We start from the raw sequence: 25,015 nt of genomic DNA on the forward strand, positions 1-25,015 counted from the left end.
GCGGACGGGTGCGTCCACTGCCGGAGAGACACACCCTAGACGCAGCAGCGCCGCAAATCGGGATGTCAGGGACTGGGGTGGCACGAGGGAGGAAAGGAATCGCAAGAAGTCGTGCAGACGAGCGGTGGCCCGACGGGTCCGGCAGGGGAACGAGGTGGGGATGGCAGAGCACTCCAATGGCGGGCGCACCGCGATCGTGATCGGGGGCGGGCTCGCCGGAATGCTGGCCGTCACCGCCCTCATCGGACAGGTCGAGGCGATCACGGTCGTCGAACGCGACCGGTATCCGCGGGACCGTGCCTTCCGTAAGGGCGTCCCGCAGGCCCGCCATCTGCACATCCTCCTCAGCGGCGGTCAGCGGGCGCTGGAGGAGCTGCTGCCCGGCACGGTCGCCGCGCTCACCGAGGCCGGGGCGCGCAGCCTGTATCTGCCGCGCGACATCCTCACCCGTACCCCCACCGGATGGCAGCGCCGCTTCGACGAGCGCCGTCATCGCACGCTGAGCATCACCCGGCCGGTGCTGGACGCGGTCGTACGCGAGCGGGCGCTGCGGGTGGCCGCCGGCTCGCCCACCCGGGTGGAGGTCCTGGAGGCGACCGAGGCCGTCGGGCTGACCGGGGACGCCGGCCGGGTGAGCGGGGTGCGCGTCCGGTCACGGGACGCCGGGCCGGGTGAGCCCGCCGAACGGGCGCTGCCGGCCGCGCTCGTCGTGGACGCCTCGGGCCGGGCATCCCGCGCCCCCCAGTGGTACGCCGCACTGGGCCGGACCTCCCCGCACGAGGAGACCGTCGACGCCGGACTCGCCTACGCCACCCGGATGTACCGGCCCAAGGACCTGGACACCGCCCCCGACGCGGGCGTCAACGTCCCCGGCTGGCCGGAGTGTCCCCGCGGCGCCGCGTACATCCCGGTCGAGGACGGCAACTGGCTGCTGACGCTGTCGGGCGTGCGCGGGCACCACCCGCCCACGGACGCGGCCGAGTTCACCGCGTTCAGCGCCACGATCGGCGACCCGTACATCCACGAACTGCTCGCACGGGCCGAGCCGCTCTCGCCGGTGCACGGCTTCCGCGACACCCGCAACCGGCGTCGGCGTTTCGAGCGCCCCGGTGCCCTGCCCGAAGGGTTCCTCGTCCTGGGGGACGCCGCCTGCACCTTCAACCCCGTATACGGGCAGGGCATGTCGGTCGCCGCGCTGGGCGCGCTGGCGGTGCGCGACGCCCTCGCCGGCGGTGGCGGTCTGCGGCCCGGTGCCACCGCCGAGGCGCAGCGGGCGGTGGCCCGCGCCGTGGAGCCCGCCTGGCTCGCCGCGGTGGGCGCGGACCGCCCCTACGCCGGCGGCCAGGAAGCCGGGGCGGGCCTCGGCGAACGGCTGAGCACCTGGTACGTCGACCGGCTGTTCGCCCGCGCCGGCGTCGACCGCGTCGTCGGCAACGCCTTCCGGGACGTCTTCTGCCTCACCGCACCCCCCACCCGGCTCCTCGCCCCCCGGATCCTGCTCCGCACCCTCCTGCTGCCCCGGCGCCGCGGACTCCCCGCCCCGCCCACCGTCGTCGAGGGGACCTGAGCTCCGCCGGAGCCGGCCCGGAAATCCGGCTGCGCCCGCCCGCGGACCTGCGCAAGGGTGAGGCATGACATGGACGACGACCCGGGACCCGGGCGCATTCGAAGCCGCCGCCGGCGCGTTCCTGCGCGGGCGGCCGGCCGAGCACACCGTGCTGCTGTCGGTGGTGTCCGCCCTGCGGGAGTTGGGCCGGGACAGGTACGGAGACGACGCGCCGTGGTTCGGATGGTGGCGGCGCGACGGGCGGGGCGCGGTCGGTGCGGCGTTCGTCCGGACACCGCCGCGCACGGTGCTGCTCTCGCCGATGCCGGACGGTGCCGCGGTCGAGCTGGCGCAGGCGCTGGCGCACGAGCCGGACGGCATTCCGGGGGTGAACGGCGTCAGGGCGGCGGCCGAGGCGTTCGCCGCGGCCTGGCAGGAGCGGCTGGGGGGCACGGTGCGTCTGGCCAAACGCCACCGCCGCTACCGGCTGGGCGAGCTGACGCCGCCCACCCCCGCACCGCCCGGTGCGGCCCGTCCCGCCACGCCCGCCGACCGGGATCTCCTGCTCGCCTGGTCCACGGCCTTCGCCGCCGAGACCGGTGGCCCGCCGCCGCGCGACGCCCGTGCGGTCGACGACCGCATCGCCGGCGGCCGCTGCATGCTGTGGGAGGCCGGTGGACGGCCGGTCGCCATGGCCGGGGTCACCCGCACGCTCAGCGGCATGGCCCGGGTCGCCCCCGTCTACACCCCGCCCGAGCTGCGCGGACGCGGTTTCGCCGGGGCCGCGACCGCCGCCGTCTCGGGCGCCGCACGGGACGGCGGTGCCCGCGAGGTGCTGCTCTTCGCCGACCTCGCCAACCCCACCAGCAACGCCCTCTACCAGCGGCTCGGCTACCGCCCGATGGAGGAGCATGTCGTACTGGAGTTCGGGTGAGGGGTTCGGGTACGGGGCGGGGTCGCCGGTGCCCGCCGCCCCATCGGTGCGAAGGACCTCACACCCCGGCCTGGAATGCCGCAGCCGGTCGCGCGGTTGTGGTCTGCGGGTGATGGTGTGGAGTCCGGGTGTCGTGGTGCGGGAGCGCACGACGGCGCCGCGAGGCGCGGTGTGCCGGAACCTGCCGCTCGCGCGGCCCGTTCACTTCGCGACTGCCCCGACCATGGAGGTGCCGTGACCGGTTCCCGACCCCGCCGCACTCGACTTTCCGCACTGCGCCCCGCGAGCTTCGGCGCCGAGCCCACAGGAGAGCGGCTGGCCAGGATGCGCAGATCGCCGCAGTTCGTGGACGGGCAGTTCCGCAATCCTGCGCCCACCAGGCAACTGCTCCACGGCTCCGCGCTGCCGATGGCACGTACGCAGCTGAGCCGTGAGGGGCGGCTGCGCCGGGCGCCGGTCGGCCGGATTCCGGTGCACCGCCCGACCGCCGAGGACTGGGGCCGGCCGCCCGCCTCCGGGCTGCGGCTCACCTGGATGGGCCATTCGAGCGTGCTGGCCGAGATAGACGGGCGGCGGGTGCTCTTCGACCCGGTCTGGGGTGAGCGCTGCTCGCCCTTCACCTGGGCCGGACCCAAGCGGATGCACCCGGTGCCCGTCGAGCTGGACGCGCTCGACCCGGTCGACGTCGTGGTGATCTCGCACGACCACTACGACCATCTCGACATGTCGACGGTCCAGGGCCTGATCCGCACCGGCGCGGCCTTCGTCGTCCCGCTCGGGATCGGCGCCGACCTGGAGTTCTGGGGCGTTCCCGAGGAGCGGATCACCGAGCTGGACTGGCACGAGGCCACCCGCGTCGGCGGCCTGACCCTCACCGCCACCCCCGCCCAGCACTTCTGCGGCCGCGGCCTGCGCGGCCCCCAGCACACCCTGTGGGCCTCCTGGGTGGTCGCCGGCCCCCAGCACCGGATCTTCCACAGCGGTGACACCGGCTACTTCTCCGGCTTCGCCGAGATCGGCGCGGCGCACGGCCCGTTCGACGCGACGATGATCCAGATCGGTGCGTACAGCGATTTCTGGCCGGACATCCATATGACCCCCGAGGAGGGGCTGCGGGCGCACGCCGACCTGTCCGGCGGCAGCCCGCAGGGAGTGCTGCTGCCGATCCACTGGGGCACCTTCAACCTCGCGCCCCATCCGTGGTCCGAACCCGTGGAGCGCACGGTCGCGGCGGCGCGGAGGGACGGTGCGAAGGTGGCCGCACCGGTGCCGGGCAAGCCGTTCGAGCCCGCCGACGAGCCGGTCGTGGAGCCCTGGTGGCGGGCGGTGGCCGTGCCGCCGGTTCAGGGCTGGCCGAGTTGGCCCCCGGCGCGCGTCGTGCCGGCGAGCGCCGTCCGCGAGCCGTCGGGAGCCGCGGAACCGTCGGAACCCTCGGAAGGGGCATCCGCGGAGGCGTCAACTCCCTCTTTTTGAACGGAGGTTCGGATCTGCTCGCACTGGCGTGCGCGCCTCGCCCACCCAGGGAGGTGGCGCGGGGTAGCGAAACCTCGAAGTAGGTCCGAACCCCACCCCGGCAACAACTAGCGTGCGTGCTCCGTGAACTGCCAACGGCCGATCCGGAGGGCGCCCATGCCTACCGCATTCCCCCAGGGGCCCCAGACGTCCCAGGAGGCTCCCAGGTCCCCAGAGACCCGGGATTTCCCGGGGGCAGCCCCCGTTCCCGCCGTCAGGCGGCGGGAACGGGAGGGCGGACGACACGGCCGCGCCTCCTTCCCCGAGTCGGCCGCCGACTCGGCGATACGGTCCCGTCTGGTCCGGCTCACCGCCGTCCCCTGCCTGCTGACCGCGGTCGTCTGCACCGCCGTCGCCGCCTTCGTCGTCCAGGCCGGCGGCGCCCGGATCACCAGCCGGGAGTGGGTGGTGCTGTCCGGCGGACTGGCCATCGTCTGCGTCATCGTGCTCACCGCGAGCGCGGCCGCCAACTCCGAGGCCCGCGCCACCGTCACCCGCTACGCCCGGTTGCGCCAGGTCTGCGCCCGCAGCCAGTCCGACCTGTACGACCTGCTGGACCGGGTACGCCAGGGCGAATGGCTCCAGCGCCGCGACCCCGAGGCGGCCCTGGTACCCACCGGTGACACCCTCGACCTGCTCGCCCATGAAGTCGCCGCCGCGGGCCGGGCCGCCGAGTCCGCCGTCATCGACGCGGTCGCCATCGCCCGCAGCAACGCCAGCGGCAGCGAGCAGAAGGTCGAGGTCTTCGTGAACCTCGCCCGCCGGCTGCAGTCCCTGGTGCACCGCGAGATCGAGCTGCTGGACGAGCTGGAGAACCAGGTCGAGGACCCGGACCTGCTCAAGGGCCTGTTCCACGTCGACCACCTGGCCACCCGCATCCGCCGGCACGCCGAGAACCTCGCCGTCCTCGGCGGCGCCATCTCGCGCCGCCAGTGGAGCCGCCCGGTCTCCATGACCGAGGTGCTGCGCTCCTCGATCGCCGAGGTCGAGCAGTACCCGAGGATCAAGCTGGTGCCGCCGATCGAGGGCACCCTGCGCGGGCACGCCGTCGCCGACGTCATCCACCTGCTCGCCGAACTCGTCGAGAACGCCACGATCTACTCCGCCCCGCAGACCCCCGTCCTGCTGCGCGCCCAGCTCGTCACCGCCGGCCTGGCCGTCGAGGTCGAGGACCGCGGCCTGGGGATGTCCGCGGACGAGCAGACGCGGATGAACGCCCTGCTCGCCGACCCCGACCACGTCGACGTCGACGAGCTGCTGAGCGACGGCCGGATCGGGCTCTTCGTGGTCTCCTCGCTCGCCCGCCGGCACGGCATCGTCGTCCGGCTGCAGAGCAACATCTACGGCGGTGTGCAGGCCGTGCTGATCGTGCCGCAGGGACTGCTCGGCGCGGACTTCGCCGACGGAGAGGCGGGCGGTGCCGAAGCGCCGCGCATCGGATCCCCGGACACCGACCCGGCCCGCGAGCACGGGACGTACGACAGCGGCTACGCCCCCGAGGAGGCCGGTCACGACGCGCACGACCGCAGCGGCGACGGCCCCCGGACCGCGGCCATCCCCGCGCCCGCGCCCGCCCCCGACGACACGCTCGGCACCCCGCGGCACGGCTACGACGAGCCCGGGGCCCCGGTTCCCGCCGAGGCCTTCGAGGACACCGATCCCGGATCCGGCGCGTCCCGCCGCCGGCTGGTCCACGCAGCGGGCACCCACCGCGCCGAAGCCGCCGTGGCCGACGCAGCCACCCCCGACCCGCACCGACCCGAAGCCGCCCGCGGCACCCCCGCCGAGCCCGGCCCGGTCGTGCTGCCGCCCGCGCCGCCAGCTTCCATGGACAACGCCGCCCGCCCCAGGCTGCCGAGGCGGCACAAGCAGACGCACCTCGTCCCCGAACTGCGCGGTGACCCGATCCTGCCCTCCCCGACGCGCCGTACGGGCCCCGAGCCCGAGCACGACCCCGGCCTGATGGCCGCCTTCCGGCGCGGCTTCGGCCTCGCCGAGGACAGCGATGCCGGCCCCGCCGGCGACGACGGCACCACTCCGGCCCACGGCGGCGAAGCCGGCGGCCCGGCCGGCGGTGACCCGCTCCACGACCATGACCACGATGCCCCGATGGCCCGCCCCCGAGGAGACGACCGCAACCATGGTGAGTGATGTGCGTGCGCAGGCGCATTCGCAGCTGCAGAGCAGTCAGCACACCGATCTGTCCTGGCTGCTGACCGGGCTCGTCCAGCGCGTGCCGCACGCCCGCAGCGCGCTCCTGCTGTCCTCGGACGGCCTGGTCAAGGCCGCTCATGGCTTCGACCCCGACAGCGCCGATCACATGGCGGCCCTCTCCTGTGGCCTGTACTCCCTCGCCCGCAGCGCCGGAGCACGCTTCGGCGAGGGCGGCGACGTCCTGCAGGTCGTCGTCGAGCTGGAGTCCTCCTTCCTGTTCGTCTCCACCGCCGGATCGGGCGCCTGCCTGGCGGTGCTCGCCGGGCGCGAGGCCGATGTGGCGGTACTGGGCTACGAGATGTCGATGCTGGTCAAGAGCGTTCGGCCGTACCTTGCCACCCCCGCGCGCCACCAGGCGTCCGCGGGCGGTCGTTGACCGCGGCCGTGCGCCGGCGGCAGCGGGGCCACGAGCCGTGGTACGACGACGCCGCGGGCCGGCTGGTCCGCCCGTACACCATCAGCAACGGCCGGACCCGTCCGACGGCGCACTTCGACCTGCTGACCATGGTGATGGCCACCGGCCGGCGGCCCGTCGCCGGGCAGGGCCCCGAACACGCCCAGGTGCTGGGACTGTGCGGCGGGCCGGTCTCGGTCGCCGAGATCGCCGCCCACATACGGCTGCCCGCCGTGGTCACCAAAGTGCTCCTCGCCGACCTCGTCGACTGCGGGGCGCTCACCGCGCGGGCCCCCGCGGCCGTTTCGGCGGGGCCCGCCTCCCGTACCGACCGAGCCCTGCTGGAGGCGGTGCTGAATGGACTTCGCAAACGACTGTGACGCCCGGCAGGGGCACACCTCGGCCGAGCTCTTCCCGACGGCGCTGAAAATCCTGGTCGCGGGCGGCTTCGGCGTCGGCAAGACGACCTTCGTCGGAGCGGTGAGCGAGATCGAGCCGCTCAGCACGGAAGAGCTGCTCACACAGATCAGCGTCGGCACCGACGATCTGGCGGGCGTCGAGGAGAAGCAGACCACGACCGTCGCCATGGACTTCGGCCGGATCACGCTCGGTCCCGAGCACATCCTCTACCTCTTCGGGACGCCGGGGCAGCAGCGCTTCTGGTTCATGTGGGACGAGTTGTCCAACGGTGTGCTCGGCGCGGTCATCCTCGCCGACACCCGCCGCCTGGACCAGTGCTTCGCCGCCGTCGACTTCTTCGAGCGGCGGGGCATCCAGTTCATCGTCGCCGTCAACGAGTTCGACGGCTCCTACCGCTACGAGCCGGACGAGGTCCGCAACGCCATGGACCTCGCCCCGGACACCCCCGTCGTGCTCTGCGACGCCCGCCAGTGCAGCTCGGCCACCCGTGTCCTGGTCTCGCTCGTCCAGCATCTGCTCACGCCCGTCCTCACCGCGTCCCCGGAGCCCCCATGAACCACCCCGCCTCCCGCGTCCCGTACGTCTCCTACGACCCGACGCGCCATCTGCTGCTCACCCCTCAGGACGACGAGGCTCCGGCGCGGGTGGCCCGGTTGCGCGCCCTGGGCATCGGTGACTCCCCGCTGCCCGCGTTCGACGACTTCGCCCGCAAGCTCGCCCGGACCACCCGGGCGCCGTACTCGATGGTCAACTTCATCGACGAGCACCGGCAGTACTTCGCCGGCCTCTACACCCCGGCCCAGGACCAGGCGGTCGAGCTGGGACCGGCACCCGCCAGCGCCCAGCCCGGCCGGGAGATGGACCGCGACCACGGCTACTGCCCGCATGTCATCGTCCGCCGCAAGGCGCTGGTGCTGGAGGACGTCTGCGACTATCCGCGGTTCGCCGGCAACCCCGTCGTGGACGAGATCGGCATCCGCTCCTACCTGGGCGCGCCACTGATCGACCGCACCGGCATGGCGCTGGGCACCGTGTGTGTGGTGGACCTCGAACCGCGTCCCTGGGGGCGGGAGGGACTGGCGACCATCAAGTCGATGGCCGCCGAACTCGTCGAGCAGATCCACCGCATGGAGGAGCGGCAGAGCGGCACCCGCTGATCCGGGCGCGGTGCCCGACGCCGCGGCCGGCCCGGGGCTGTGATGGGCCGGTGGACGCGGCCCCGGGGCAGGGCCGGCCGCTCACCTCAGGCGGGCGAACCACGAACGCTGCCGGACCGGTCCGGTGCGCTGTCCCGGCACCGTGGCCTGGACGTCCTCGACCGGGACCGGGGCCGCGACGGCGTCCGCGGTGTCCTCCTCGGGCCACTCCGACGGCTCCAGCCGCAGCAGCTCCGCGAGCCGGGCGGACCACTCGCCCTTCGTCTGGCCCAGGGCGATCTCGCCCAGGCGCAGCAGCTGGACGTCGGAGGTGCCGGCCGGCGCGAAGATGTGGTGGGCGTCGCGCAGGAAGCGCTCGACGGGCCGGTTGGTGAACAGCCCGCACGCGGCATGGATGTCCATCGCGTCGCGCGCCGACTCCAGCGCCGACTCCACATTGACCAGCTTGGCGTTCATCAGCTCCGCATCGCACGGCAGGCCCTGGTCCAGCAGGTGCACCGCGTGGTACGCGGACAGCCGGGCCAGCAGCAGCCGCGACTGGATCCGTCCGAGCTTGAGCTTGATGTTGCCGAGGTCGGCCAGCGGTTTGCCGTAGCGCTCGCGCTGTGCGCAGAACGTCGTGGTCTCGTCCAGCACGGCCTGGTGGATGCCCAGCGAGACGGCGGTCAGATTGGGCCGTCCGTACAGCACGCTGGAGGAGTACGCGACGGACAGCCCGTCGCCCTCCCGGCCCAGCAGGTTCGCCGCCGGGACCCGGCAGTCGTCGAAGCACAGCTCGCCGAAGCTGAAGCCGTGCAGGCCCATCGCGGGCTGCTGCGGTGCGACCCGGAATCCGGGGGTGCCGGAATCGACGAGGAACGCCGACAGCCCCTTGGAGCCCTCGCCGGTGCGGACGACGACACCGTGCAGATCGCCGACATGGCTGTTGCCGACGTAGATCTTGCGGCCGTTGAGGAGGTAGTCGTCGCCGTCGCGGACCGCGGTGCTCTCCATGCCCAGGACGTGGCCGCCGGACTGCGGTTCGGTGACGGCGATGGTCGGCAGGCAGTCCCCGGAGGCGATGGCCGGCAGCCAGGTCTTCTTCTGCTCCTCGCTGCCGAAGTGGACGATCTTCGCGACGCCGAGCTGGGACGCCTGCACCATCGCGCCCATCGCGGCGCTGACCCGGGAGAGCTCCTCGATGATGAGGGTCTTGGCGACATGCCCGGCACCCATTCCGCCGTACGCCCGGTGCACCGTCGCGCCGACCCAGCCCTGACGGGCGATCAGCCGGGAGAGGTCGCGGCAGACGGCACGGTTCGCCTCCATCTCCGCGATCCGGGGGCGGACCTCCCTCTCGGCGAAGTCACGCACCCGCTGCCGGAGTGCCTCATGCCGCTGGTCGGTGAAGTAGCGATGCAAGACGAGCCCTCCTCCACGATCTTCCCCGTGCTGGTCGCACCCGGGACCGCCCTGGCGGCGCCGCGCGCAGTGACGTTCCGGAACGTGATCTATCGCTTACCGTGTGCAATACCCGTTGGCATACCTGCTGCGGGCGGCGCAAAACATCAACTGGGGGCATTCATGGCGGGAGTTGGAGTGCGAAAGGGGGGCGCACCACCCCGGTCCGATGAATGGGGTGGCGCGGTTCCCCGGAGCCCGGAACCGCGCCACCCCACGCCACCCGACCGCCAGGCGGTGGGCCTCAGTGCCCGTGGTCGCAGCAGGACTCACGGCGCTGCTGCCGGCCCACCTCCAGCCAGTCCGTCACGGACGGCCGCAGGGCGCGGGCGGTGGGCGCGGGGAAGGAGCCGACCAGCTCCCGCTGCTCGAACAGCCGCCCGCCGCGCAGCACCCCCGAGGTCCGCACCAGCGAGTCGAAATCGCTGAACGGATCGCCGTCCACCAGCGTCATGTCGCCGAGCTTGCCGACCTCCAGCGTTCCCAGATCCCGCTGGGCGCCGAACACCCGGGCGGGCAGCGCGGTCGCGGTACGCAGCGTCTGGCTCACGCTCAGGCCGCCCCGGTGCAGCGCCCGCAGGCACAGATGCAGGCCCAGCCCCACCGGCGTCAGCGGCTGGTCGGTACCCAGCGCGACCAGTCCGCCGTCGCGCAGCACCCGCCGGTAGACGCCGACCTCGGTCTCGATGTCGGCCAGCTGCGCGGGAGTGGGGCGACGCCCGGCGTTCTCCCGTACGAGCGCCAGGTCCCAGGGCGGCATCAGCCGCCCCACCCGCACGTCGTCGGCCAGCGCCGGATCGTCACCGAGCAGCGCCTCCGCCGAGAACGGGGTCGCGAGGAGGTGGAAGTCGCCTTTGGCGTAGACCTCCTCGACGTCCTGGTAGGCGCGCCCCGAACGCGACACCGCGTGCCCGAACTCCAGGCGCTGTGTGGCCTGCAGATGGGTGGTCAGGTCCTGGCCCAGGTGGACGCCCGGGGTGAGCAGATGGCTCCCGGAGCGGACCCCGAGCCGGTCATGGGCGAAGCGTGCGGCCTCCTCCATCACCCAGCCCGGTGCCCGGACGTAGGTCTTGACGAAGTCCCAGTCCAGCGCGGCGCCGCGGGCCAGCGACCGCCGCAACCCCGCCCGGGTGCGGTGCGCCCGCCCCATGCTGTAGGCGACCCGCCCGCCGTCCAGCAGCTCCCCGCAGGTCAGCAGCCGCGGTCCGGCGAGCGCACCGGCCGCCACCGCCTCCCGGATGCGGACCTGTTCGTAGGAGAAGCCGCCGCAGGAGACCGCGGTGGTGATGCCGTACGCCAGCTGCAGCGCGGTCTGCCGGCCGCCGTACGTCGTCTGCCAGGGGTGGGTGTGCGCGTCCCACAGGCCGGGCAGCACGGTGCGTGCGGACGCGTCCACCCGGCGGGCCGCGCCGGACCGGTGCGGGCGGTGTGGCTCCACGGCGGTGATCCGTCCGTCCCGCACCACCACATCGACGTCCTCGCGCACCGTGTCGCCGGTGCCGTCCCAGAACCTGCCCGCGTGGACGACGGTGTCCCGGGCGCGCGACGGCCGGTGGGTGAGGGTGAGCGGCACGCTGCGCGCGGGGCCGCCGGACACCGGGATCAGCCGCAGCCCGCCCGCCGAGAGATACAGCAGCGTGCGGGAGTCGCCGGACCACGACGGGTGGTCGGCGCTCTCGTCGGTCAGCCGCCGCGGCGCCCCGTCCGGCGTCCCGTCGGGCCGCACCGGCAGCACCCACAGCGCGGACTCGGCGATCAGCGCCATCCAGCGGCCGTCGGGCGACCACACGGGCCCCGAGTCGTAGCGGTCGGAGATCGAGACATGCTCGGCGAGCGCGAACAGCCGGTCCGCGCCGGTCTCGGTGTCCACGACCCGGATGACGTTGTAGCCCTCGCGGAAACGGCGGTTGAGGCGGTTGCGGTCGCAGTAGGCCAGATGGCGGCCGTCCGGTGACCAGCTGGGCCGTCCCGGCAGCCCGCCGGCGCCCATGGGCGTGGCCAGCACCCGCTCCTTGCCGTCGGACAGGGTGCGTAGGACGAGGTTTCCGCTCATGTCGAGCGCGGCCAGCCGCCCGCCGTCCGGGGACAGCGCCGGCTGGACCCGGCCTCCGGTGGCCAGCACCGTCTCCTCGCCGGAGGCCACGTCCCGGCGGCGTACCGCGAACAGCCCGTCCCGGTCGTCGGCGTACAGCAGCGCCCGCCCGTCGCGCGACCAGCTCGGCGCCAGGACGTAGCGGGTGGCGTCGGCCCGGACGATCCTGCGGGGCGCGCCACCTCCCGAAGTGGGCGCCAACCACAGGGAGTTGAGGGCGGCGAAGGCGACCTTGCGGCCGTCGGGGGAGAGCGCCGGCAGATGCACCCCGCGCACCGGGCCGGGGGCCGTCCGCTCGAAGCCGTAGTCCTTGACGCGGTAACCGGGGCGGTCCAGTGTCATCCGGGCGGTGAACGGGATGGTCTCGGCCCGTTGCGGGGCGTCGGGACGGACGATCCGGAACTGCCCGCCCACCGTCAGCAGCAGCTCGTCGTGCGAGACCCAGCGCGGCGGCACCGGCTCCACATCGCCCTCGACCGCCACCGGAGCACCGTCCACCACCAGCGCGCAGGTCGGCCCCGGATAGTCCGTGGTCCGCAGATAGGCGAGCCGGCCGGCGGGGGACAGCGCCGGCACCATCACCTGGGCGGCCGAGGAGTCGGTGTGCTCGGTGCGCACCGGGCCGCTGCCGTCGGCGGGCACCGAGGCGACCGTACGGCAGGCCAGCGTCGCGCCCGACGCGAGGCCCCGTACGAAGAAGATCCGCGAGCCGTCCGGCGACCAGCACGGGTCGAAGTCCTCCCAGGCGCCGTCCTGATGGGGGCCGTCCTGGCCGGTCAGTCCGGTGACCCGGGTCAGCCGTCCGGTCCTCACCTCCAGCACCCACAGCCGGTAGGCGCTGCCGGTCACCGCGTCCCCGCCCCGCTCCGAGGCGAAGGCGATCCGGGTCCCGTCCGGGGACCAGGCGGGACCGCGGTCGTCCCACGGGCCGTCGGTCAGCTGCCGGAGCCCGGAGCCGTCGGTGGCGAGCGTCCACAGGTGGAAGTTGCCGCCCCGGTAGGCGCACAGGGCGATCCGGCGGCCGTCGGGGGAGTGCACCGGACGGGTGGGCTCCAGATCGGGCGGGGTCAGCGCCACCGCGTCGCCGCCGGCCCGCGGCAGCGACCACAGCACGTTCTGGATCTCGGCGATCAGCCGGTCGCCGGCCGGTGCGAGGGAGGCCGCGCCGTTGGTGGCGGCCGTGAAGGACAGCACGGTGCCGGCTGCCCCGGCGCCGCCGGCCGCGGCGGTGGGGGCGGCGACACCGGCCAGGCCCGCCGCGGCGGCGGCCGAGGCGGTGCCCTGCAGAAATCTGCGGCGGGAGAGCGGCGAGGGGCGAAGGGGGTCGGACGGAAGGGAGGTGCCGGGCGGTTCGGGGGAGTTCTCGCAGCGGTCCGTGGTGTCCAACGGTCCTCCTGTGTCAGGCGGTTGCGTCACTGGTGCCAGGAAAGAACCGGCTGATCGTGTCACGCCGCGCGGCTCAGTGGTCAACTCCGTTACGCGCGCCCCGTGGCGAACCGCCGCCCGGAGCGCCAGAGTGGGCGCCGACGACTCGTCAGCCACCGCCCCGGCAGTCAGGAGACGATGCCATGCAGGCCATGCAGCAGGACTTCCACCAGGCGACGGACGGTGCGCGGATCGCCACCTACAGCTGGCTCCCGGAGTCCGGGCACCCGCGCGCCCTCGTCCAGATCGCCCACGGCGCGGCGGAACACGGCCGGCGCTATGACCGCTTCGCCCGCTTCCTGACCGGTCACGGCTATGGCGTCATCGCCTCCGACCACCGTGGCCACGGCGCCACCGCCGCCTCCACCGGGGGCCGCGGTGTGGTCGGTGCGGACGCCTGGCGTGCCATGGTCGCCGACCTCAAGGGCATCGGCGACCACGCGGCCGCCGCCCACCCCGGCACCCCCCTGGTCCTGCTCGGCCACAGCATGGGCGCGATGCTGGCCCGCGACTACGCCCAGGAGTACGGCGCCGACCTCGCCGGCCTGATCCTCACCGGCACCTTCCGCACCCTGCCCGGCCTGGACATCGAGGGTGCCGTCACGGAGCTGGAGGCGGAGGTCGCCGCCCGCGGCCGCGCCGGCCTCTCCGACTTCATCCCGCGCAACTTCAGCTCCTTCAACGACGCCTTCCCCCGCCGCACCGGCTTCGAGTGGCTCTCCCGCGACCCGGCCGAGGTGGACGCCTACGCTGCCGACGAGGACTGCGGCTTCCCGTTCTGCGCCGGCCTCGCCCTCGACTGGGTACGCGCCATCCACAAGATCAACGACCCGGCCAACCTCGCCCGCATCCCGCGGGGACTGCCCGTCCATGTCGCCGTCGGCGACCTCGACCCCTGCCATCAGGGGATGACCCTGGTCCATGAGCTGCTGGAGGACTTCCGCTACCTGGGCACCCGCGATCTGACCTGGAAGGCGTACCCCGGCGCCCGCCACGAGATCCTGAACGAGACCAACCGCGACGAGGTGCACGAGGACCTGTCGGCCTGGCTCGGCAAGCACGTCTGAACCGGGCGCGGAGCGCGGCGGGGCCCTGCGGGCGCCCCGCGGCACCCTCAGGGACGTCCCGGCAGGAACCCGGCGATCCGCTCGCGCAGACCGCGCGGGTCCAGGCCGTGCGCCGCCAGGTGCTCGTCGAGCTGTCCGTAGCGGCGCAGCTCCTGGCGGCCGACGCCGAGGCCCAGCACCCGGTGCGCCCGGTCCGCCAGCGCGTCATTGGCGAAGCGCGTCGAGGTCCCCGCCAGATACGGCTCCACGACCACCACGTCCGAGGCGTCGGCCGCCCCGGTCGCGGCGCGCAACGACGCGGCGTCGAAGGGCCGCACGGTCGTCGCGTACAGCACGGTCACATCCAGCCCCTCGGTCGCCGCGAGCACGTTGTCCAGCATCGGGCCGACCGCGACCACCACGCCGCGGCGCCCCTGCCGAACGGTGGCGAACCCGGCCCCGTCCACGGGCCGAGGCGCGTCGTTGACCTGCACGGACAGCCGTACGTACACCTTGTCGTCGCCGGCCGCCGCGGCGTGCCGCAGCAGCGTCTCGGCCTCGTCCGGATGCCCGGGCACATGCACGGTCCAGCCGTCGAGCGTGTCGAGCAGTGCCACATCGCCGGGCGACATATGGGTGAAGCCGCCGCTCGGCCAGTCGTAGGAGCCGCCGGCGCTCACCAGCACGCCGCCCACACCCTGGTGGCCGAAGTCCAGCTTGACCTGCTCGAAGGGGCGCTCCACCAGGAAGCTGGCGAAGGTGTGCATGATCGGGCGCAGCCCGGTGAGCGCCAGCCCGCCGCCCACCCCGACCAGCAACTGCTCCCGGATGCCGACGTTCACCACCCGGTCCGGATGCCGCTCGGCCGCCCCGGCGAAGCCGTCCACGCCGATGTCGGCGAGGACGACCGCCAGCCGCGGATCCTCGTCCAGCAGCCGCGAGGTGACCGAGGCGAAACGCTCACGCATGGTGTCCATCACTGAATTCCTCTCGAAGTCCTGATCGGTGTCATGGCGCCCGGACGCGGGGCCGGGCGGGGCGGTCAGGCGCCCTTGGGCTCCACGCGGGCGACCACCGCGTGGGGACGGCCCGGATGCGGCGCGCCGAAGGCCGCGTGGAGCGCCTCGTGGTCGCGGCCGTCGACGGTGGTAGCGGACCAGCCGGCGGCCTCGAAGCGGGAGGCGATACCGCCGCGCCACCCGTGCGTGGCGGAGGAGTTGTCGATGACCACGGTGTGCAGCCGGTCCAGGCCCGCGGCGCCCGCGTAGGCCACCGCCTCGTGGTTGCTGCCCTCGTCCAGTTCGGCGTCGCCGATCAGCACCCATACGGCCGGCTCCGTCAGGCCCTGCGCCCGCAGCCCGAGCGCGGTGCCGACGGCCAGCGGCAGCCCGTGCCCCAGCGAGCCGCTGCCGATCTCGGCCCCGGGCACCAGCAGCCGGTCGGGGTGGTGGCCGAGCGGGGAGTCGTACGAGCCGAAGCCCGGCAGCAGGTCGACGGGGAAGAAGCCCTTGGCGGCCAGGACCGCGTAGTAGGCCATCGGCCCGTGGCCCTTCGAGAGCAGGAAGCGGTCCCGCTCGGGGTCCGCGGCGGTGGCGGGGGAGACCCGCAGGACGCGGTCGTAGAGGACCCAGAGGGCGTCGAGTGTGGAGGTGGCCGCCGGGCCGTGCTTCTCATCGCCCGTCATCAGGCCCATCAGGCGGGGCAGTTCGCCGAAGCCGAGCCGCGGTGCCGGTGCGGCCGGCGCTTTCGTCGTCGTGTTCGTCATGCCATCGAGCGTGCAACCTCAAGTGCGCTTGAGGTCAAGCGCCGGACCGCCGACCCGGAGGCCGCCGGTCCGGCATGGCCGGAATCAGACCTGTCCCGGCTTGAAGACGTCCTGCTCGATCAGGAGCTTGTCGATCCGGGCCTTGTCCACCCGGTTCGTCACCTCCTCCACCTCCTGGCGGTCACGTACGCACTTGGCCAGAGTGAAGGCCGAGGACACCACGAAGACCAGGCCGATGGCGAGGAACCCGCGCTCCCACGGCCCCACCGGCAGCTTGATGATCCCGATCACCAGCGCCGCCAGCGACAGCCCGAAGGAGATCGCGGCCTGCACGAAGAAGGCCGTCGTCGGCCGCTGAATCGATGGAGTAGTCATGCGCGTAGCGTGGCGGCGCGGTGACACCGGCGCATGAGTACGGGTACTCATCCCGCCCAGCGGGCCGCCCGCGCCACGGGGCCGGAATATGGCAGCACCCACCCTCTGACATGCGGTATTGTTCTCGTGCGCGGTCAGCCGGGACATCCCGGCCGGAACGGGCATCGGGACGTGGCGCAGCTTGGTAGCGCACTTGACTGGGGGTCAAGGGGTCGCAGGTTCAAATCCTGTCGTCCCGACCAGCGACTTTTCGCAGGTCGGAAGCCGTCTTCTCGGAAGAGGAGGCGGCTTCTTCGTGTTCTCGTCGTGTTCCTTCGCGCTCCTCGGCTTCCGGTTCTCCTCGCGCTCCGCGTTGTTTCTCGCGTTCGCTTTCGCCGTCACTCAACTCCCCGTTAAGCCCCGCGGGCCTCACTGTCCGTAAGTGGACTGGTGCGGCGCGTTCTTTGCATGACAGGATGCGGAAGACAACGGGGGCGGCCTTAACTGTTCGTTGGGCCCGGTCGATTGGGGACGGTCAGCATGGGCGTGGGGGGCGAGGGCCGGTCCGACGGGGCGGGCGGTGCGCTCGCGGAGCGGCTCAACCACCTCTTCGCGAACATGCACCCGCCGGGCGCCCCGTACACCAACGCCTTCGTGGCCGACGAGATCAGCGGCGGGGTGGAGGAGTACGGCGGGGTCACGGTCACCGAGCAGTATCTGTCGATGCTGCGCAACGGCCGGCGGGCCAATCCGAGCCCGGAGCTGCTGCGGGCGCTGGCCAAGTTCTTTGCCGTGCCGGTCGGTTATCTGCTGGGAGACCTCTCGCAGCCGCAGGCCGCACGGGTGGAGGAGGAGGTCCGCTTCCTCGCCGCGATGCGGGATCGGCGGGTGCGGGCCATCGCGCTGCGCTCCGTAGGGCTGCCTCCGGAGGTGCAGGACAGTCTGACGACGATCATCTCCCAGTTCCGGCAGCAGATGAACCTGCCTGCCGACCCGCCGGAGCAGGGTGGTGACCGGCGCGGTGAGTGAGGCGATACGGACCGCGGAACGCGACCAGATCTTCGCCATCTGGCAGCGGACCGGACACGAGGACGGGACGAGCATGCGAGTGGGTCAGATACGCAGGCGGTGCAAGCGGCTCATCAAGGAGCTGGCTCTGCCCGCCGCGACCGATCTGCGCGGGATGTGCGACCTGGTCGCCGCGCGTGTGGAGCGGCCCGTCCATCTGGTGCCGATGAGCCTGGGCGGTGTGGTCTCGGGCATGACGGCCGTCACCGACGACGGCTACTGGATCTTCTATGAGCTCCGGACCTCGCCCTGGCACCAGGCCCACATCGTGCTGCACGAGCTGGGCCACCTCCTGCTGGGGCACGCCCAGGACCCGACCGTCACCGAGGACGCGCTGAAGCTGTGGACGCCGTCCGTCGACGTCACCACCGCCCTCCGGCGGATGGGCCTGACGACGGGCCTCGCCCGGCACCACGGCTACGACAACCTCGCCGAGCGGGAGACGGAGGTGCTCGGCACGCTCCTCATGGAGCGGGTGGCACCGTCCGCCGCCGACCAGGAACTCCCCCTGGAGGGACCGGCGGCCGAGCTGGCGGCGGCGCTCGGGCCGGCCCTGCAGCACATCCGGAGGGAACAGGACGCACCGGCGGGCGGCGTGGGCTCCGGTGGCGCCGACGCGGGCGCGCGGCAGGACGGGGGCCCACGTGTTTGACCTCATCTATCTGTCGTTCGGGCTGGCCGCCTGGGCGATCGTCGGATACAAGTCCGTCGCCTGGTTCCGCGACCGCAGCAATGCGGACCTGGGACTGGCCTGCCTGATGACCGGAGGTGTGGCGACGGTCTTCCTCTTCTCCGCGCCGAGCCTCTACCGCGCCTTCGACCGGATGATCGGCGTGGCCAACCTCGCGATGGTCTTTCTCTACTCCTCCGTCGTGGTGTTCGCCGCGGGCGCGCTGGTGCTGCTGCTGCGCTGGACGGCGGGCGAGGGCGCCGAGGCGCGCGCCCGGGCCCGGGGCAGGGCGCGCGCCGCCGTCGGCGGTGTGGCCGCGCTGTGGGCGGTGGCCGTCACCGGCTTCGCGGTCGGCCGGCCGGACGCCGTCGAGCATCCCCGGGATTTCAGTACCGCCTACACCGACTCCCCCGGAGTCATGCTGTTCCTGGTGCTGTATCTGGCCATCTTCGGATCGAGCCTGGCGGGCCTGGGGACGCTCTGCCCCCGCTACGCCGCCCGGCTCGGCGGTACGTATCTGGCGCGCGGCCTGCGGGTACTGGCCGCGGGCTGCTGGCTCGGCCTGGTCTACTGCGCCTGCAAGGTCGTCGGCTTCGTCCTGTCCTGGACGGGCCACCCCGCGCTCTGGCTCTCCAACGGGGTGGCGCCGCTGAGCGCGTCGGTCGCGGCGATCCTGGTGCTGGCCGGCTTCGCGCTGCCGGCCGCCGGCCCGCGCGTCGCCGCCTGGCGCCGGCTGCGCCGCCTCTCGCCGCTCTGGCGGACCGTCACCGCCCAGACGCCCGAGGTCACGATGGAGCCCCGGGCGTGGTCGGTGCGCTGGCCGTTCGCCGATCTGGAGTGGCGGGCCAATCGGCAGATGGCCGAGATACGGGACGTACAGCGCGGAATCCGCCGTCATGTGGAGTCCGACGCCCTCGACATCGCCCGCGAACGGGCCCGTGCGGTCGCGCTGGACGACCGGCAGCTGGCGGCCGTCGCCGAGGCCGCAGCGCTCCGCCGGGGCCTGGAGAACCGCGCGGTCGGCCACGTCCCCGCCCACGGAGCCGACAGCGTGGTGGTCGCCACCGGCTCCGAGCCGGTCGAACTGGCCGCGGAGTACGAACACTTGGCGCTGGTCGCGGACGTCTACCACTCGCCGCTGATCGAGACCGTGCTGACCGAGCTGCGTCAGCGGAGCGCGATGGCGCACGGCTGACACCGCCACAGACGGGGTGGCCCGGCACGGGGGTCCGGGCCGCCCGGCACGACGGAGGCGGCACCGGTCCCCGCGGACCGGTGCCGTCCCCTATGCCGTGGGACGGCGCCCAGCACCCGGGTTCCGCCGTACGGACACCCCCTAGAGTCGGGATCATGCCTAAATCCGCCGAGACCGGCCCCGACACCCCCCTGGACATCACGCCTCTGCTCGACGACCCCTATGCCGCCTACGCCGCGCTGCGGGAAGCCGGGCCGGTGCACCGGATCACCGGTGCGGACGGGAACCCCGCCTGGCTGGTGACTCGTTACGAGGATGTCCGCAGTGCGCTCGCCGATCCCCGGCTCTCGTTGGACAAGCGGCACGCCGCCCCCGGCGGCTTCCGCGGCTTCGCGCTGCCGCCGGCGCTCGACGCCAATCTGCTCAACATGGATCCGCCGGACCACACCCGGATCCGCCGCCTGGTGGTCAAGGCCTTCACCCCGGGCCGGGTCGAGGCGCTGCGCGAGCCTGTACGGCGGGTCGCCGAGGGGCTGTTGGACGCGATGGAGGAGCGCGGGGGGCCGGCGGATCTGATCGCCGACTACGCCGGGCCGCTGTCGATCACCGTGATCTGCGATCTGCTCGGCGTCCCGCAGTACGACCGCCGCGACTTCCGGGAGTGGTCGGACCGGCTCATCACCCCGGACCCGGCCAGGCCGGAGCTGATGAAGCAGGCGATCGGCGCGATGCTGGAGTTCTACACCGGTCTGATCGCGGCCAAGCGCCCGGAGCCGGGGGACGATTTGCTCTCGGATCTGATCGCGGTGCGGGACGAGACGGACGGGGGAGGGGGCGGCGACCGGCTCACCGAGGACGAGCTGACCTCGCTCGCCTTCCTCATTCTCTTCGCCGGATACGAGAACACCGTCCACCTCATCGGCAATGCCGTGCTCACCCTGCTCGACCACCCCGACCAGCTCCTTTTGTTGCGGCGAAATCCGGCCGAACTGCCGGCCGCGGTCGAGGAGTTCCTGCGCTTCGACGGTCCCGCCCCGCTGGCGATCCGGCGTTTTCCCAAGGAGGACGTGGAGATCGGGGGCGTACGGATCCCGGCGGGGGAGAGTGTGCTGCTGGCGATCGCGTCCGCGAACCGCGACCCCGCCCGTTTCCCCGATGCCGACACCTTCGACCGCGACCGGGACCTCTCCGGGCACCTCGCACTGGGCCACGGCATCCACTACTGCCTCGGCGCCCCGCTGGCCCGCCTGGAGGCCGTCACCGCCCTGGAGGCGTTGCTCGCCCGCTTGCCGGGGCTGCGACTCGACGTTCCGCGGGGTGATTTGCGGCACCGTCGGGCACTTCGTGCGCGTGGCCTGAATTCGCTGCCCGTCGCCTGGTAATCGGCAAACGAACACGTTTTTGAGGCGCAACCGTTCGCTCATGCGGTAGAAAGGTTCCTGAGACCCGCCCGGTGTGCATCCCCCGTCGCACCGGGCGGGTCCTTCTTTGCAGGTGTTGCAGATGCGACACGCCCGGCGTCCAGGGGTCCGTTTGGCCCGTCTGGCCCACCCGCTGTGCGAACAGGGCGTTCCCTACTTAGCGTTACCGCATGGCAAGTGACGCGCGTGTGTCCAAGAAAGCGGCCGCAATGGCCCTGGTGGCCGTCGTGGGTGTGTCCCTGACGTCCATACCGGCCGCCGCGAGCGGGCCGACGGCCCGTCAACCCGCGAAGACCACGGACGGGGTGCAGGCGGTCGCCGCCCCCGGTGCACCGAGCCTGCCCAGCGGGCTGAGCGCACTGTCCTGGATGGTGGCCGACGCGGAGACCGGCAATGTGCTGGCCACCAAGAGCCCGCACCGCAAGCTCGCCCCGGCCAGCACCCTCAAGACGCTGTTCGCGGTGACGGTCCTGCCGAAGTTCTCCTCCGACACGGTCCGCCAGGTCAGCTCGGCCGACCTCGCGGGCCTCGGGGCGGGCAGCAGCGTCGTCGGCGTCCGGCACGGCCACCGCTACACCGTCGCCGACCTGTGGCGCGGGGTCTTCCTCCGCTCCGGCAACGACGCGGTGCACGTGCTGGCCGCGATGAACGGCGGCTGGCAGGCCACCGCCCGCGAGATGCAGCAGACCGCACGCGAACTCGGCGCGCGCGACACCACGGTGAAGTCCCCCGACGGCTATGACGCGCCCGGCCAGGTGTCCTCCGCGCACGACCTGACCGTCTTCGCCCGCGCCGGGCTCGCCCAGGAGGACTTCGCCCGCTACTGCGCCACCGCCCGCGCCTCGTTCCCCGGCCCCAACGGCACCACCCAGATCGAGAACACCAACCGCATGCTGGTGGGCTCGCACGGGCTGCCGCGCTACCCCGGCATCATCGGCGTGAAGAACGGCTACACCTCCAAGGCCGGCAACACGCTGATCGCCGCCGCCCGCCGCAACGGCCGCACGCTGCTGGTCACCGTACTGAACCCGCAGTCACGGGTCGTCAACGGCGTCTACAAGGAAGCCGGCGCACTGCTGGACTGGGGCTTCCGCACGGCCGGCGACGCGGAACCGGTGGGCACGCTGCACGCCGTGAGCGCCGCGTACGACGCCCGCGCCCAGGGCGAGCGCGCCGCCTCACCCTGGCACCCCGCCCTCGTCCTCGGGGCGGGCGCCGCCGGGATCGTGGTCATGGGACTGGGCGCCATGCTCGCCCGCTGGCGGGACCCGCGCGGCCGCGGCCGCGCGGGGTAGGCCGACGGCTCCGCGCGTCCCGGCGGAGCCCGACGTCCTCCCCAGTGCCCTAGCCGGTGGCCCGCAGCCGGGGTGCGGCCTCGGCCGCCGATACGGCGCCCGGAGCGGTCAGACGGCCCGTCAGTTCCCGGGCCCAGGCCACTAGTCCCCCGATGTCGACCCCGTAGGGGGCGGCATCGGCGTACGGCCTGATGGCCGCCGTCCCCCGGTCGAGCAGCGCGGTACCCCCTACGGCGTTGCCCCGGGCCGCATGGGTGAGTCCCACCGCGAGCTGGGCGAGCCCCCGCCACAGCTCGCGCTCCGCTTCCGGCGCCGTCTTCCAGGCGTCCTCCAGCACCTCATGGGCGTGGAACGGCATCCCGGCGTCGAGCAGTCGCTGCGCCTCGGCCAGCGACTGGGCGGGCGTACGGGCCACCCCCTCGGGCTGCCGGGCCACGCCGGGGGCGCCGTAGGGCAGCGGGCGACCGAGGCCGTCGCGCGGCCGGGCGTTACGGGCCCGTCCCTGCTCGTCACGGTCCCGGCGGGGTTCGTTCCGGGGCTCCTGGGTGTCATTCATCCCTCAATTGTGCGCCCCTGACGGCCGCCCCGTACGGCGACATCGCGGCCCGCGCTCCCAGTGCAGGGTGCCCCTAAGGGACCCGTACGGGGGAGGAGGCGTCCGGCACGGCGAGCGACGGGCTCCCACCGCCGTCGGCCGGTACGGTCCAGACGTCGAAGGCCCGGCCCGCGCGGCCCGGCAGGGCGTAGGCGAGGGTGTGGTCGTCCAGCCAGGCGGCCTGGTCGTCGACGCTGCGGGCCTCGGCGAGCGGGTGCTCGCGCAGGGTGCGCAGATCCAGGACGTACAGCCGCCAGGGCTCGGTGGCGCCCGGGCGGACCCGCTTTTTGAACGCGAGGCGGGTGTTGTCCGGCGAGAGCGAGGGGCACTCCACGTTCTGGCGGATCGTCCGCGCCGCCCACCTGCGCATGTCGCCCTGGACGAGGTAGGTCCTGCCCTTGGTCGAGACGGTGGCGTAGAAGCGGTTGTCGTCGCGGGCGAAGGTGACCCCCCAGTAGTTGACGTCGGGGGAGTGGTAGCGGCGGCCGTCCAGGGTGAGCGGGATCTCCTCCATGTTCTTGATCAGGTAGCCGGTGCGGGTGTCCAGGATCGAGGTGCGGGTGGAGAACGCGGTGGTGGCGTAGGAGTCGCCGGTGGCGAACATCGTCCACGACAGCATCCGCCCGGAGGCCGACACCCGGGCCCGGTTGGGGATGCCGGTGAGCGCGATCCGCCGCTTCTCGCGCAACCGCCGGTCCAGGACCACGGCGTAGGACCGGGGCGGGATGCCGGGGCGGCGCTGCAGGCACAGGCCCGTCCCGGCCGCCGCGTAGAAGCGCTCGCAGACCGGCCCGCCGGTGGTGCGGCGCTCGGGCCGGGGCGCCGCGACCGAGGAGACCGCGCCGGGGCGGCCGTTTGGCGCGGGGAGCCTCGCGACCCGGCCGGCGCCGGCGCCGGTGCTGCGGAAGTACAGCCGGCCGTGGTCGAGGCCGAAGGCGGAGGCGGCGTCGGTGGGTTCGGCGCGCCGGGCGGCACCGACCGTGTAGGCGACGGCGACGGTGGCGAGGACCGCGGTGGCGGTCAGCACGGCGACGATCCGGGCCCGGAAGGAGACCGCGGCGAGCCGCGCGGACAGGGAGGAGGTGGGACGGGGCGAGGTCATGCGCGCGACGGCTGCCTTTCCGGGCGGTCCGGTGGGTTCGGCCCGGCCGGGCGGTCCCGGCGGGGGAGCAGGGCGGCGGCCGCCACCAGCGCCAGGGCCAGCGCGAACACCGCGAGGCACAGCGCGGGACGGGTGCCCCACAGCGTCCAGGCGGCGCCGAATCCGGCGGCCGCCAGCAGCCGGCACAGCGCCTGGCCGGTCTGCAGCAGAGCCATCCCGCTCGCCCGCCGTGCGACCGGCAGCACCGGACCGGCGAGCGCCATCAGCACACCGTCCGTGGCGGCGTAGAACACCCCGAGCAGCAGCAGGACACCCACCAGCAGCACCGGCCCGGCACCGGTCGCCAACAACAGGACATAGCCGGCGAGCAGTGCCGCGTGCCCGCACAGGAACGGCACCCGGCGGCCGATCCGGTCACCGAGCCGCCCGGCCGGCACGGCGAGCAGCAGATAGACCGCGGCCGCCCCCAGCGGCAGCAGCGGGAACCAGCCCACCGCGAAGTCCAGCCGCCGCTGGAGCAGCAGATACAGGAACGAGTCGCCGATGGTCGCCGCGCCGAGCAGCGCCGCCGCCACGAAGATCCGCCGGAACGCGGGGTCGCGCAGCGGCGCCAGGAGCCGTGTGCGGGGGCGGGGCGCGGCGGCGGGCACCTGCTGGTGGCCGGGCGCGGCGGCCGGTGCCCGGGTGCGCGGCCCGGCGCCCGGCCCCCGGTGGCCGGCGGCCAGGGCGGCCCTTCCGGGCACGAACGCGACCAGCAGCAGCACCCCCACCACCCCGGCGCAGAAGCTCACGACGAACACCGCGTCGTAGGCGTCGGCCGTGGCCCACAGCAGGGCGAACGCCGCGAGCGGGCCCAGCAGCGCCCCGGTGGTGTCCATCGCGCGGTGCACGCCGAAGGCCCGGCCGAGCGCGTCCGGCGGGGCCTGAAGCGAGATCAGCGCATCGCGCGGGGCGGTGCGCACGCCCTTGCCGATGCGGTCCGCGGCGAGCGAGGCGCCGATGCCGAGGGTGGTGCCGCCGGCGAGCAGCAACCCGAGCCGGGACAGCGCCGAGAGCGCGTAGCCGGTCCCGGCGACGAGCTTGTGCCGTCCGCCGCGGTCCGCCGCATGCCCGCCCAGCAGTCGCACCAGCGCGGTGACGCCGTTGTAGAGGCCGTCGAGGAAGCCGAACTGGAGGGGGGAGAGCCCCAGTTGGAGGACGAAGTAGAGGGGCAGCACGGCGGTGACCATCTCGGAGGAGATGTCGGTGACGAGGCTGACCGCGCCGAGCGCCAGCACCGGGCCCCCGACGCGGCCGCGCGTCACCCGTGTCGTCGCCGCGGCCGCGTCCGTGGTCGCGAGGTACATCGGTCAGACCGCCCGTGGGTCCCG

General features: G+C 73.6%; 22 protein-coding genes and 1 tRNA gene. 15 read left to right on the forward strand and 8 right to left on the reverse strand.

Features of this window, described 5'->3' with window-relative positions:
• Window positions 1-160: 160 nt before the first annotated feature.
• The 8 genes from AC0680_RS01355 (at window position 161) to AC0680_RS01390 (ending at window position 8,177) form a co-directional block, all read left to right on the forward strand.
• Window positions 161-1,567: an NAD(P)/FAD-dependent oxidoreductase gene (locus AC0680_RS01355; protein ID WP_478623905.1), complete on the forward strand. Its 1,407-nt coding sequence runs from the start codon at window positions 161-163 to the stop codon at window positions 1,565-1,567.
• Between the two features lie 64 nt (window positions 1,568-1,631).
• Window positions 1,632-2,480, forward strand: coding sequence for a GNAT family N-acetyltransferase (locus tag AC0680_RS01360; RefSeq protein ID WP_478623907.1), 849 nt, complete (start codon window positions 1,632-1,634; stop codon window positions 2,478-2,480).
• A gap of 234 nt (window positions 2,481-2,714) precedes the next feature.
• Window positions 2,715-3,953, forward strand: coding sequence for an MBL fold metallo-hydrolase (locus AC0680_RS01365; protein WP_478623909.1), 1,239 nt, complete (start codon window positions 2,715-2,717; stop codon window positions 3,951-3,953).
• Window positions 3,954-4,109: 156 nt separating this feature from the next.
• The gene (locus AC0680_RS01370; RefSeq protein WP_478623911.1) at window positions 4,110-6,143 is read left to right on the forward strand and encodes a sensor histidine kinase; all 2,034 of its coding nucleotides are present in this window, start codon (window positions 4,110-4,112) and stop codon (window positions 6,141-6,143) included.
• On the forward strand, window positions 6,133-6,582 hold the full coding sequence (locus tag AC0680_RS01375; protein WP_468975256.1) for a roadblock/LC7 domain-containing protein: 450 nt from the start codon (window positions 6,133-6,135) through the stop codon (window positions 6,580-6,582). The genes AC0680_RS01370 and AC0680_RS01375 overlap by 11 nt, the downstream gene beginning before the upstream one ends.
• On the forward strand, window positions 6,579-6,980 hold the full coding sequence (locus tag AC0680_RS01380; RefSeq protein WP_478623914.1) for a DUF742 domain-containing protein: 402 nt from the start codon (window positions 6,579-6,581) through the stop codon (window positions 6,978-6,980). The genes AC0680_RS01375 and AC0680_RS01380 overlap by 4 nt, the downstream gene beginning before the upstream one ends.
• Entirely contained in the window at window positions 6,958-7,575 is a 618-nt protein-coding gene (locus AC0680_RS01385) for a GTP-binding protein (protein WP_478623916.1), read from the forward strand. Before AC0680_RS01380 ends, AC0680_RS01385 begins: the two co-directional genes overlap by 23 nt.
• The gene (locus tag AC0680_RS01390) at window positions 7,572-8,177 is read left to right on the forward strand and encodes a GAF domain-containing protein (protein ID WP_478623919.1); all 606 of its coding nucleotides are present in this window, start codon (window positions 7,572-7,574) and stop codon (window positions 8,175-8,177) included. The genes AC0680_RS01385 and AC0680_RS01390 overlap by 4 nt, the downstream gene beginning before the upstream one ends.
• An 81-nt stretch (window positions 8,178-8,258) precedes the next feature.
• On the opposite strand, the gene AC0680_RS01395 is transcribed toward AC0680_RS01390, so the two are convergent.
• Window positions 8,259-9,578 carry an acyl-CoA dehydrogenase family protein gene (locus AC0680_RS01395; protein ID WP_478623921.1) on the reverse strand — a complete coding sequence of 440 codons (1,320 nt, stop codon included), beginning with the start codon at window positions 9,576-9,578 and terminating at the stop codon, window positions 8,259-8,261.
• A gap of 283 nt (window positions 9,579-9,861) precedes the next feature.
• On the reverse strand, window positions 9,862-13,095 hold the full coding sequence (locus tag AC0680_RS01400) for an amidohydrolase family protein (RefSeq protein ID WP_478623923.1): 3,234 nt from the start codon (window positions 13,093-13,095) through the stop codon (window positions 9,862-9,864).
• Between the two features lie 182 nt (window positions 13,096-13,277).
• On the opposite strand from AC0680_RS01400, the gene AC0680_RS01405 reads away from it, so the two are divergent.
• Window positions 13,278-14,201 (forward strand): alpha/beta fold hydrolase, encoded by a 924-nt coding sequence (locus AC0680_RS01405; RefSeq protein WP_478623925.1) that lies wholly within the window; start codon window positions 13,278-13,280, stop codon window positions 14,199-14,201.
• Window positions 14,202-14,248: 47 nt separating this feature from the next.
• On the opposite strand, the gene AC0680_RS01410 is transcribed toward AC0680_RS01405, so the two are convergent.
• The 3 genes from AC0680_RS01410 to AC0680_RS01420 all read right to left on the reverse strand — a co-directional run bounded on the left by AC0680_RS01410 (window position 14,249) and on the right by AC0680_RS01420 (window position 16,320).
• Window positions 14,249-15,157 (reverse strand): transketolase family protein, encoded by a 909-nt coding sequence (locus tag AC0680_RS01410; RefSeq protein ID WP_478623928.1) that lies wholly within the window; start codon window positions 15,155-15,157, stop codon window positions 14,249-14,251.
• A 65-nt stretch (window positions 15,158-15,222) separates the two neighbouring features.
• Window positions 15,223-15,945 carry a transketolase gene (locus tag AC0680_RS01415; RefSeq protein ID WP_478623929.1) on the reverse strand — a complete coding sequence of 241 codons (723 nt, stop codon included), beginning with the start codon at window positions 15,943-15,945 and terminating at the stop codon, window positions 15,223-15,225.
• Window positions 15,946-16,029: 84 nt separating this feature from the next.
• Complete coding sequence (locus AC0680_RS01420; protein WP_478623931.1) at window positions 16,030-16,320, reverse strand: YiaA/YiaB family inner membrane protein; 291 nt, start codon at window positions 16,318-16,320, stop codon at window positions 16,030-16,032.
• Window positions 16,321-16,485: 165 nt separating this feature from the next.
• Here AC0680_RS01420 and AC0680_RS01425 point away from each other — a divergent pair.
• The 6 genes from AC0680_RS01425 (at window position 16,486) to AC0680_RS01450 (ending at window position 21,948) form a co-directional block, all read left to right on the forward strand.
• A tRNA-Pro gene (locus AC0680_RS01425) sits at window positions 16,486-16,562 on the forward strand.
• Window positions 16,563-16,839: 277 nt separating this feature from the next.
• The gene (locus tag AC0680_RS01430; protein WP_384429594.1) at window positions 16,840-17,328 is read left to right on the forward strand and encodes a helix-turn-helix domain-containing protein; all 489 of its coding nucleotides are present in this window, start codon (window positions 16,840-16,842) and stop codon (window positions 17,326-17,328) included.
• A 79-nt stretch (window positions 17,329-17,407) separates the two neighbouring features.
• Window positions 17,408-18,019: a hypothetical protein gene (locus AC0680_RS01435; RefSeq protein ID WP_478624463.1), complete on the forward strand. Its 612-nt coding sequence runs from the start codon at window positions 17,408-17,410 to the stop codon at window positions 18,017-18,019.
• Window positions 18,012-19,232 (forward strand): MAB_1171c family putative transporter, encoded by a 1,221-nt coding sequence (locus AC0680_RS01440; protein ID WP_478623936.1) that lies wholly within the window; start codon window positions 18,012-18,014, stop codon window positions 19,230-19,232. The genes AC0680_RS01435 and AC0680_RS01440 overlap by 8 nt, the downstream gene beginning before the upstream one ends.
• A 155-nt stretch (window positions 19,233-19,387) precedes the next feature.
• Complete coding sequence (locus AC0680_RS01445; protein ID WP_478623939.1) at window positions 19,388-20,614, forward strand: cytochrome P450 family protein; 1,227 nt, start codon at window positions 19,388-19,390, stop codon at window positions 20,612-20,614.
• A 209-nt stretch (window positions 20,615-20,823) separates the two neighbouring features.
• Window positions 20,824-21,948, forward strand: a complete 1,125-nt coding sequence (locus AC0680_RS01450; protein WP_478623941.1) for a D-alanyl-D-alanine carboxypeptidase family protein — start codon at window positions 20,824-20,826, stop codon at window positions 21,946-21,948.
• 49 nt (window positions 21,949-21,997) lie between these two features.
• On the opposite strand, the gene AC0680_RS01455 is transcribed toward AC0680_RS01450, so the two are convergent.
• The 3 genes from AC0680_RS01455 to AC0680_RS01465 form a co-directional block, all read right to left on the reverse strand.
• Window positions 21,998-22,504, reverse strand: coding sequence for a DUF309 domain-containing protein (locus tag AC0680_RS01455; RefSeq protein WP_478623944.1), 507 nt, complete (start codon window positions 22,502-22,504; stop codon window positions 21,998-22,000).
• 73 nt (window positions 22,505-22,577) lie between these two features.
• Window positions 22,578-23,645 carry a TolB-like translocation protein gene (locus tag AC0680_RS01460; RefSeq protein ID WP_478623947.1) on the reverse strand — a complete coding sequence of 356 codons (1,068 nt, stop codon included), beginning with the start codon at window positions 23,643-23,645 and terminating at the stop codon, window positions 22,578-22,580.
• Window positions 23,642-24,991: an MFS transporter gene (locus tag AC0680_RS01465; RefSeq protein ID WP_478623950.1), complete on the reverse strand. Its 1,350-nt coding sequence runs from the start codon at window positions 24,989-24,991 to the stop codon at window positions 23,642-23,644. Before AC0680_RS01465 ends, AC0680_RS01460 begins: the two co-directional genes overlap by 4 nt.
• Window positions 24,992-25,015 lie beyond the last annotated feature (24 nt).

The sequence above is a fragment of the Streptomyces sp. NPDC043738 genome (assembly GCF_056436545.1).

Coding starts and splice junctions, on each gene's coding strand:
- AC0680_RS01355 (WP_478623905.1), top strand. CDS start 161: ATGGCAGAGCACTCCAATGGCGGGCGCACCGCGATCGTGATCGGGGGC.
- AC0680_RS01360 (WP_478623907.1), top strand. CDS start 1,632: ATGACATGGACGACGACCCGGGACCCGGGCGCATTCGAAGCCGCCGCC.
- AC0680_RS01370 (WP_478623911.1), top strand. CDS start 4,110: ATGCCTACCGCATTCCCCCAGGGGCCCCAGACGTCCCAGGAGGCTCCC.
- AC0680_RS01375 (WP_468975256.1), top strand. CDS start 6,133: ATGGTGAGTGATGTGCGTGCGCAGGCGCATTCGCAGCTGCAGAGCAGT.
- AC0680_RS01385 (WP_478623916.1), top strand. CDS start 6,958: ATGGACTTCGCAAACGACTGTGACGCCCGGCAGGGGCACACCTCGGCC.
- AC0680_RS01390 (WP_478623919.1), top strand. CDS start 7,572: ATGAACCACCCCGCCTCCCGCGTCCCGTACGTCTCCTACGACCCGACG.
- AC0680_RS01405 (WP_478623925.1), top strand. CDS start 13,278: ATGCAGGCCATGCAGCAGGACTTCCACCAGGCGACGGACGGTGCGCGG.
- AC0680_RS01410 (WP_478623928.1), bottom strand. CDS start 15,157: ATGGACACCATGCGTGAGCGTTTCGCCTCGGTCACCTCGCGGCTGCTG.
- AC0680_RS01415 (WP_478623929.1), bottom strand. CDS start 15,945: ATGACGAACACGACGACGAAAGCGCCGGCCGCACCGGCACCGCGGCTC.
- AC0680_RS01420 (WP_478623931.1), bottom strand. CDS start 16,320: ATGACTACTCCATCGATTCAGCGGCCGACGACGGCCTTCTTCGTGCAG.
- AC0680_RS01430 (WP_384429594.1), top strand. CDS start 16,840: ATGGGCGTGGGGGGCGAGGGCCGGTCCGACGGGGCGGGCGGTGCGCTC.
- AC0680_RS01445 (WP_478623939.1), top strand. CDS start 19,388: ATGCCTAAATCCGCCGAGACCGGCCCCGACACCCCCCTGGACATCACG.
- AC0680_RS01450 (WP_478623941.1), top strand. CDS start 20,824: ATGGCAAGTGACGCGCGTGTGTCCAAGAAAGCGGCCGCAATGGCCCTG.
- AC0680_RS01455 (WP_478623944.1), bottom strand. CDS start 22,504: ATGAATGACACCCAGGAGCCCCGGAACGAACCCCGCCGGGACCGTGAC.
- AC0680_RS01460 (WP_478623947.1), bottom strand. CDS start 23,645: ATGACCTCGCCCCGTCCCACCTCCTCCCTGTCCGCGCGGCTCGCCGCG.
- AC0680_RS01465 (WP_478623950.1), bottom strand. CDS start 24,991: ATGTACCTCGCGACCACGGACGCGGCCGCGGCGACGACACGGGTGACG.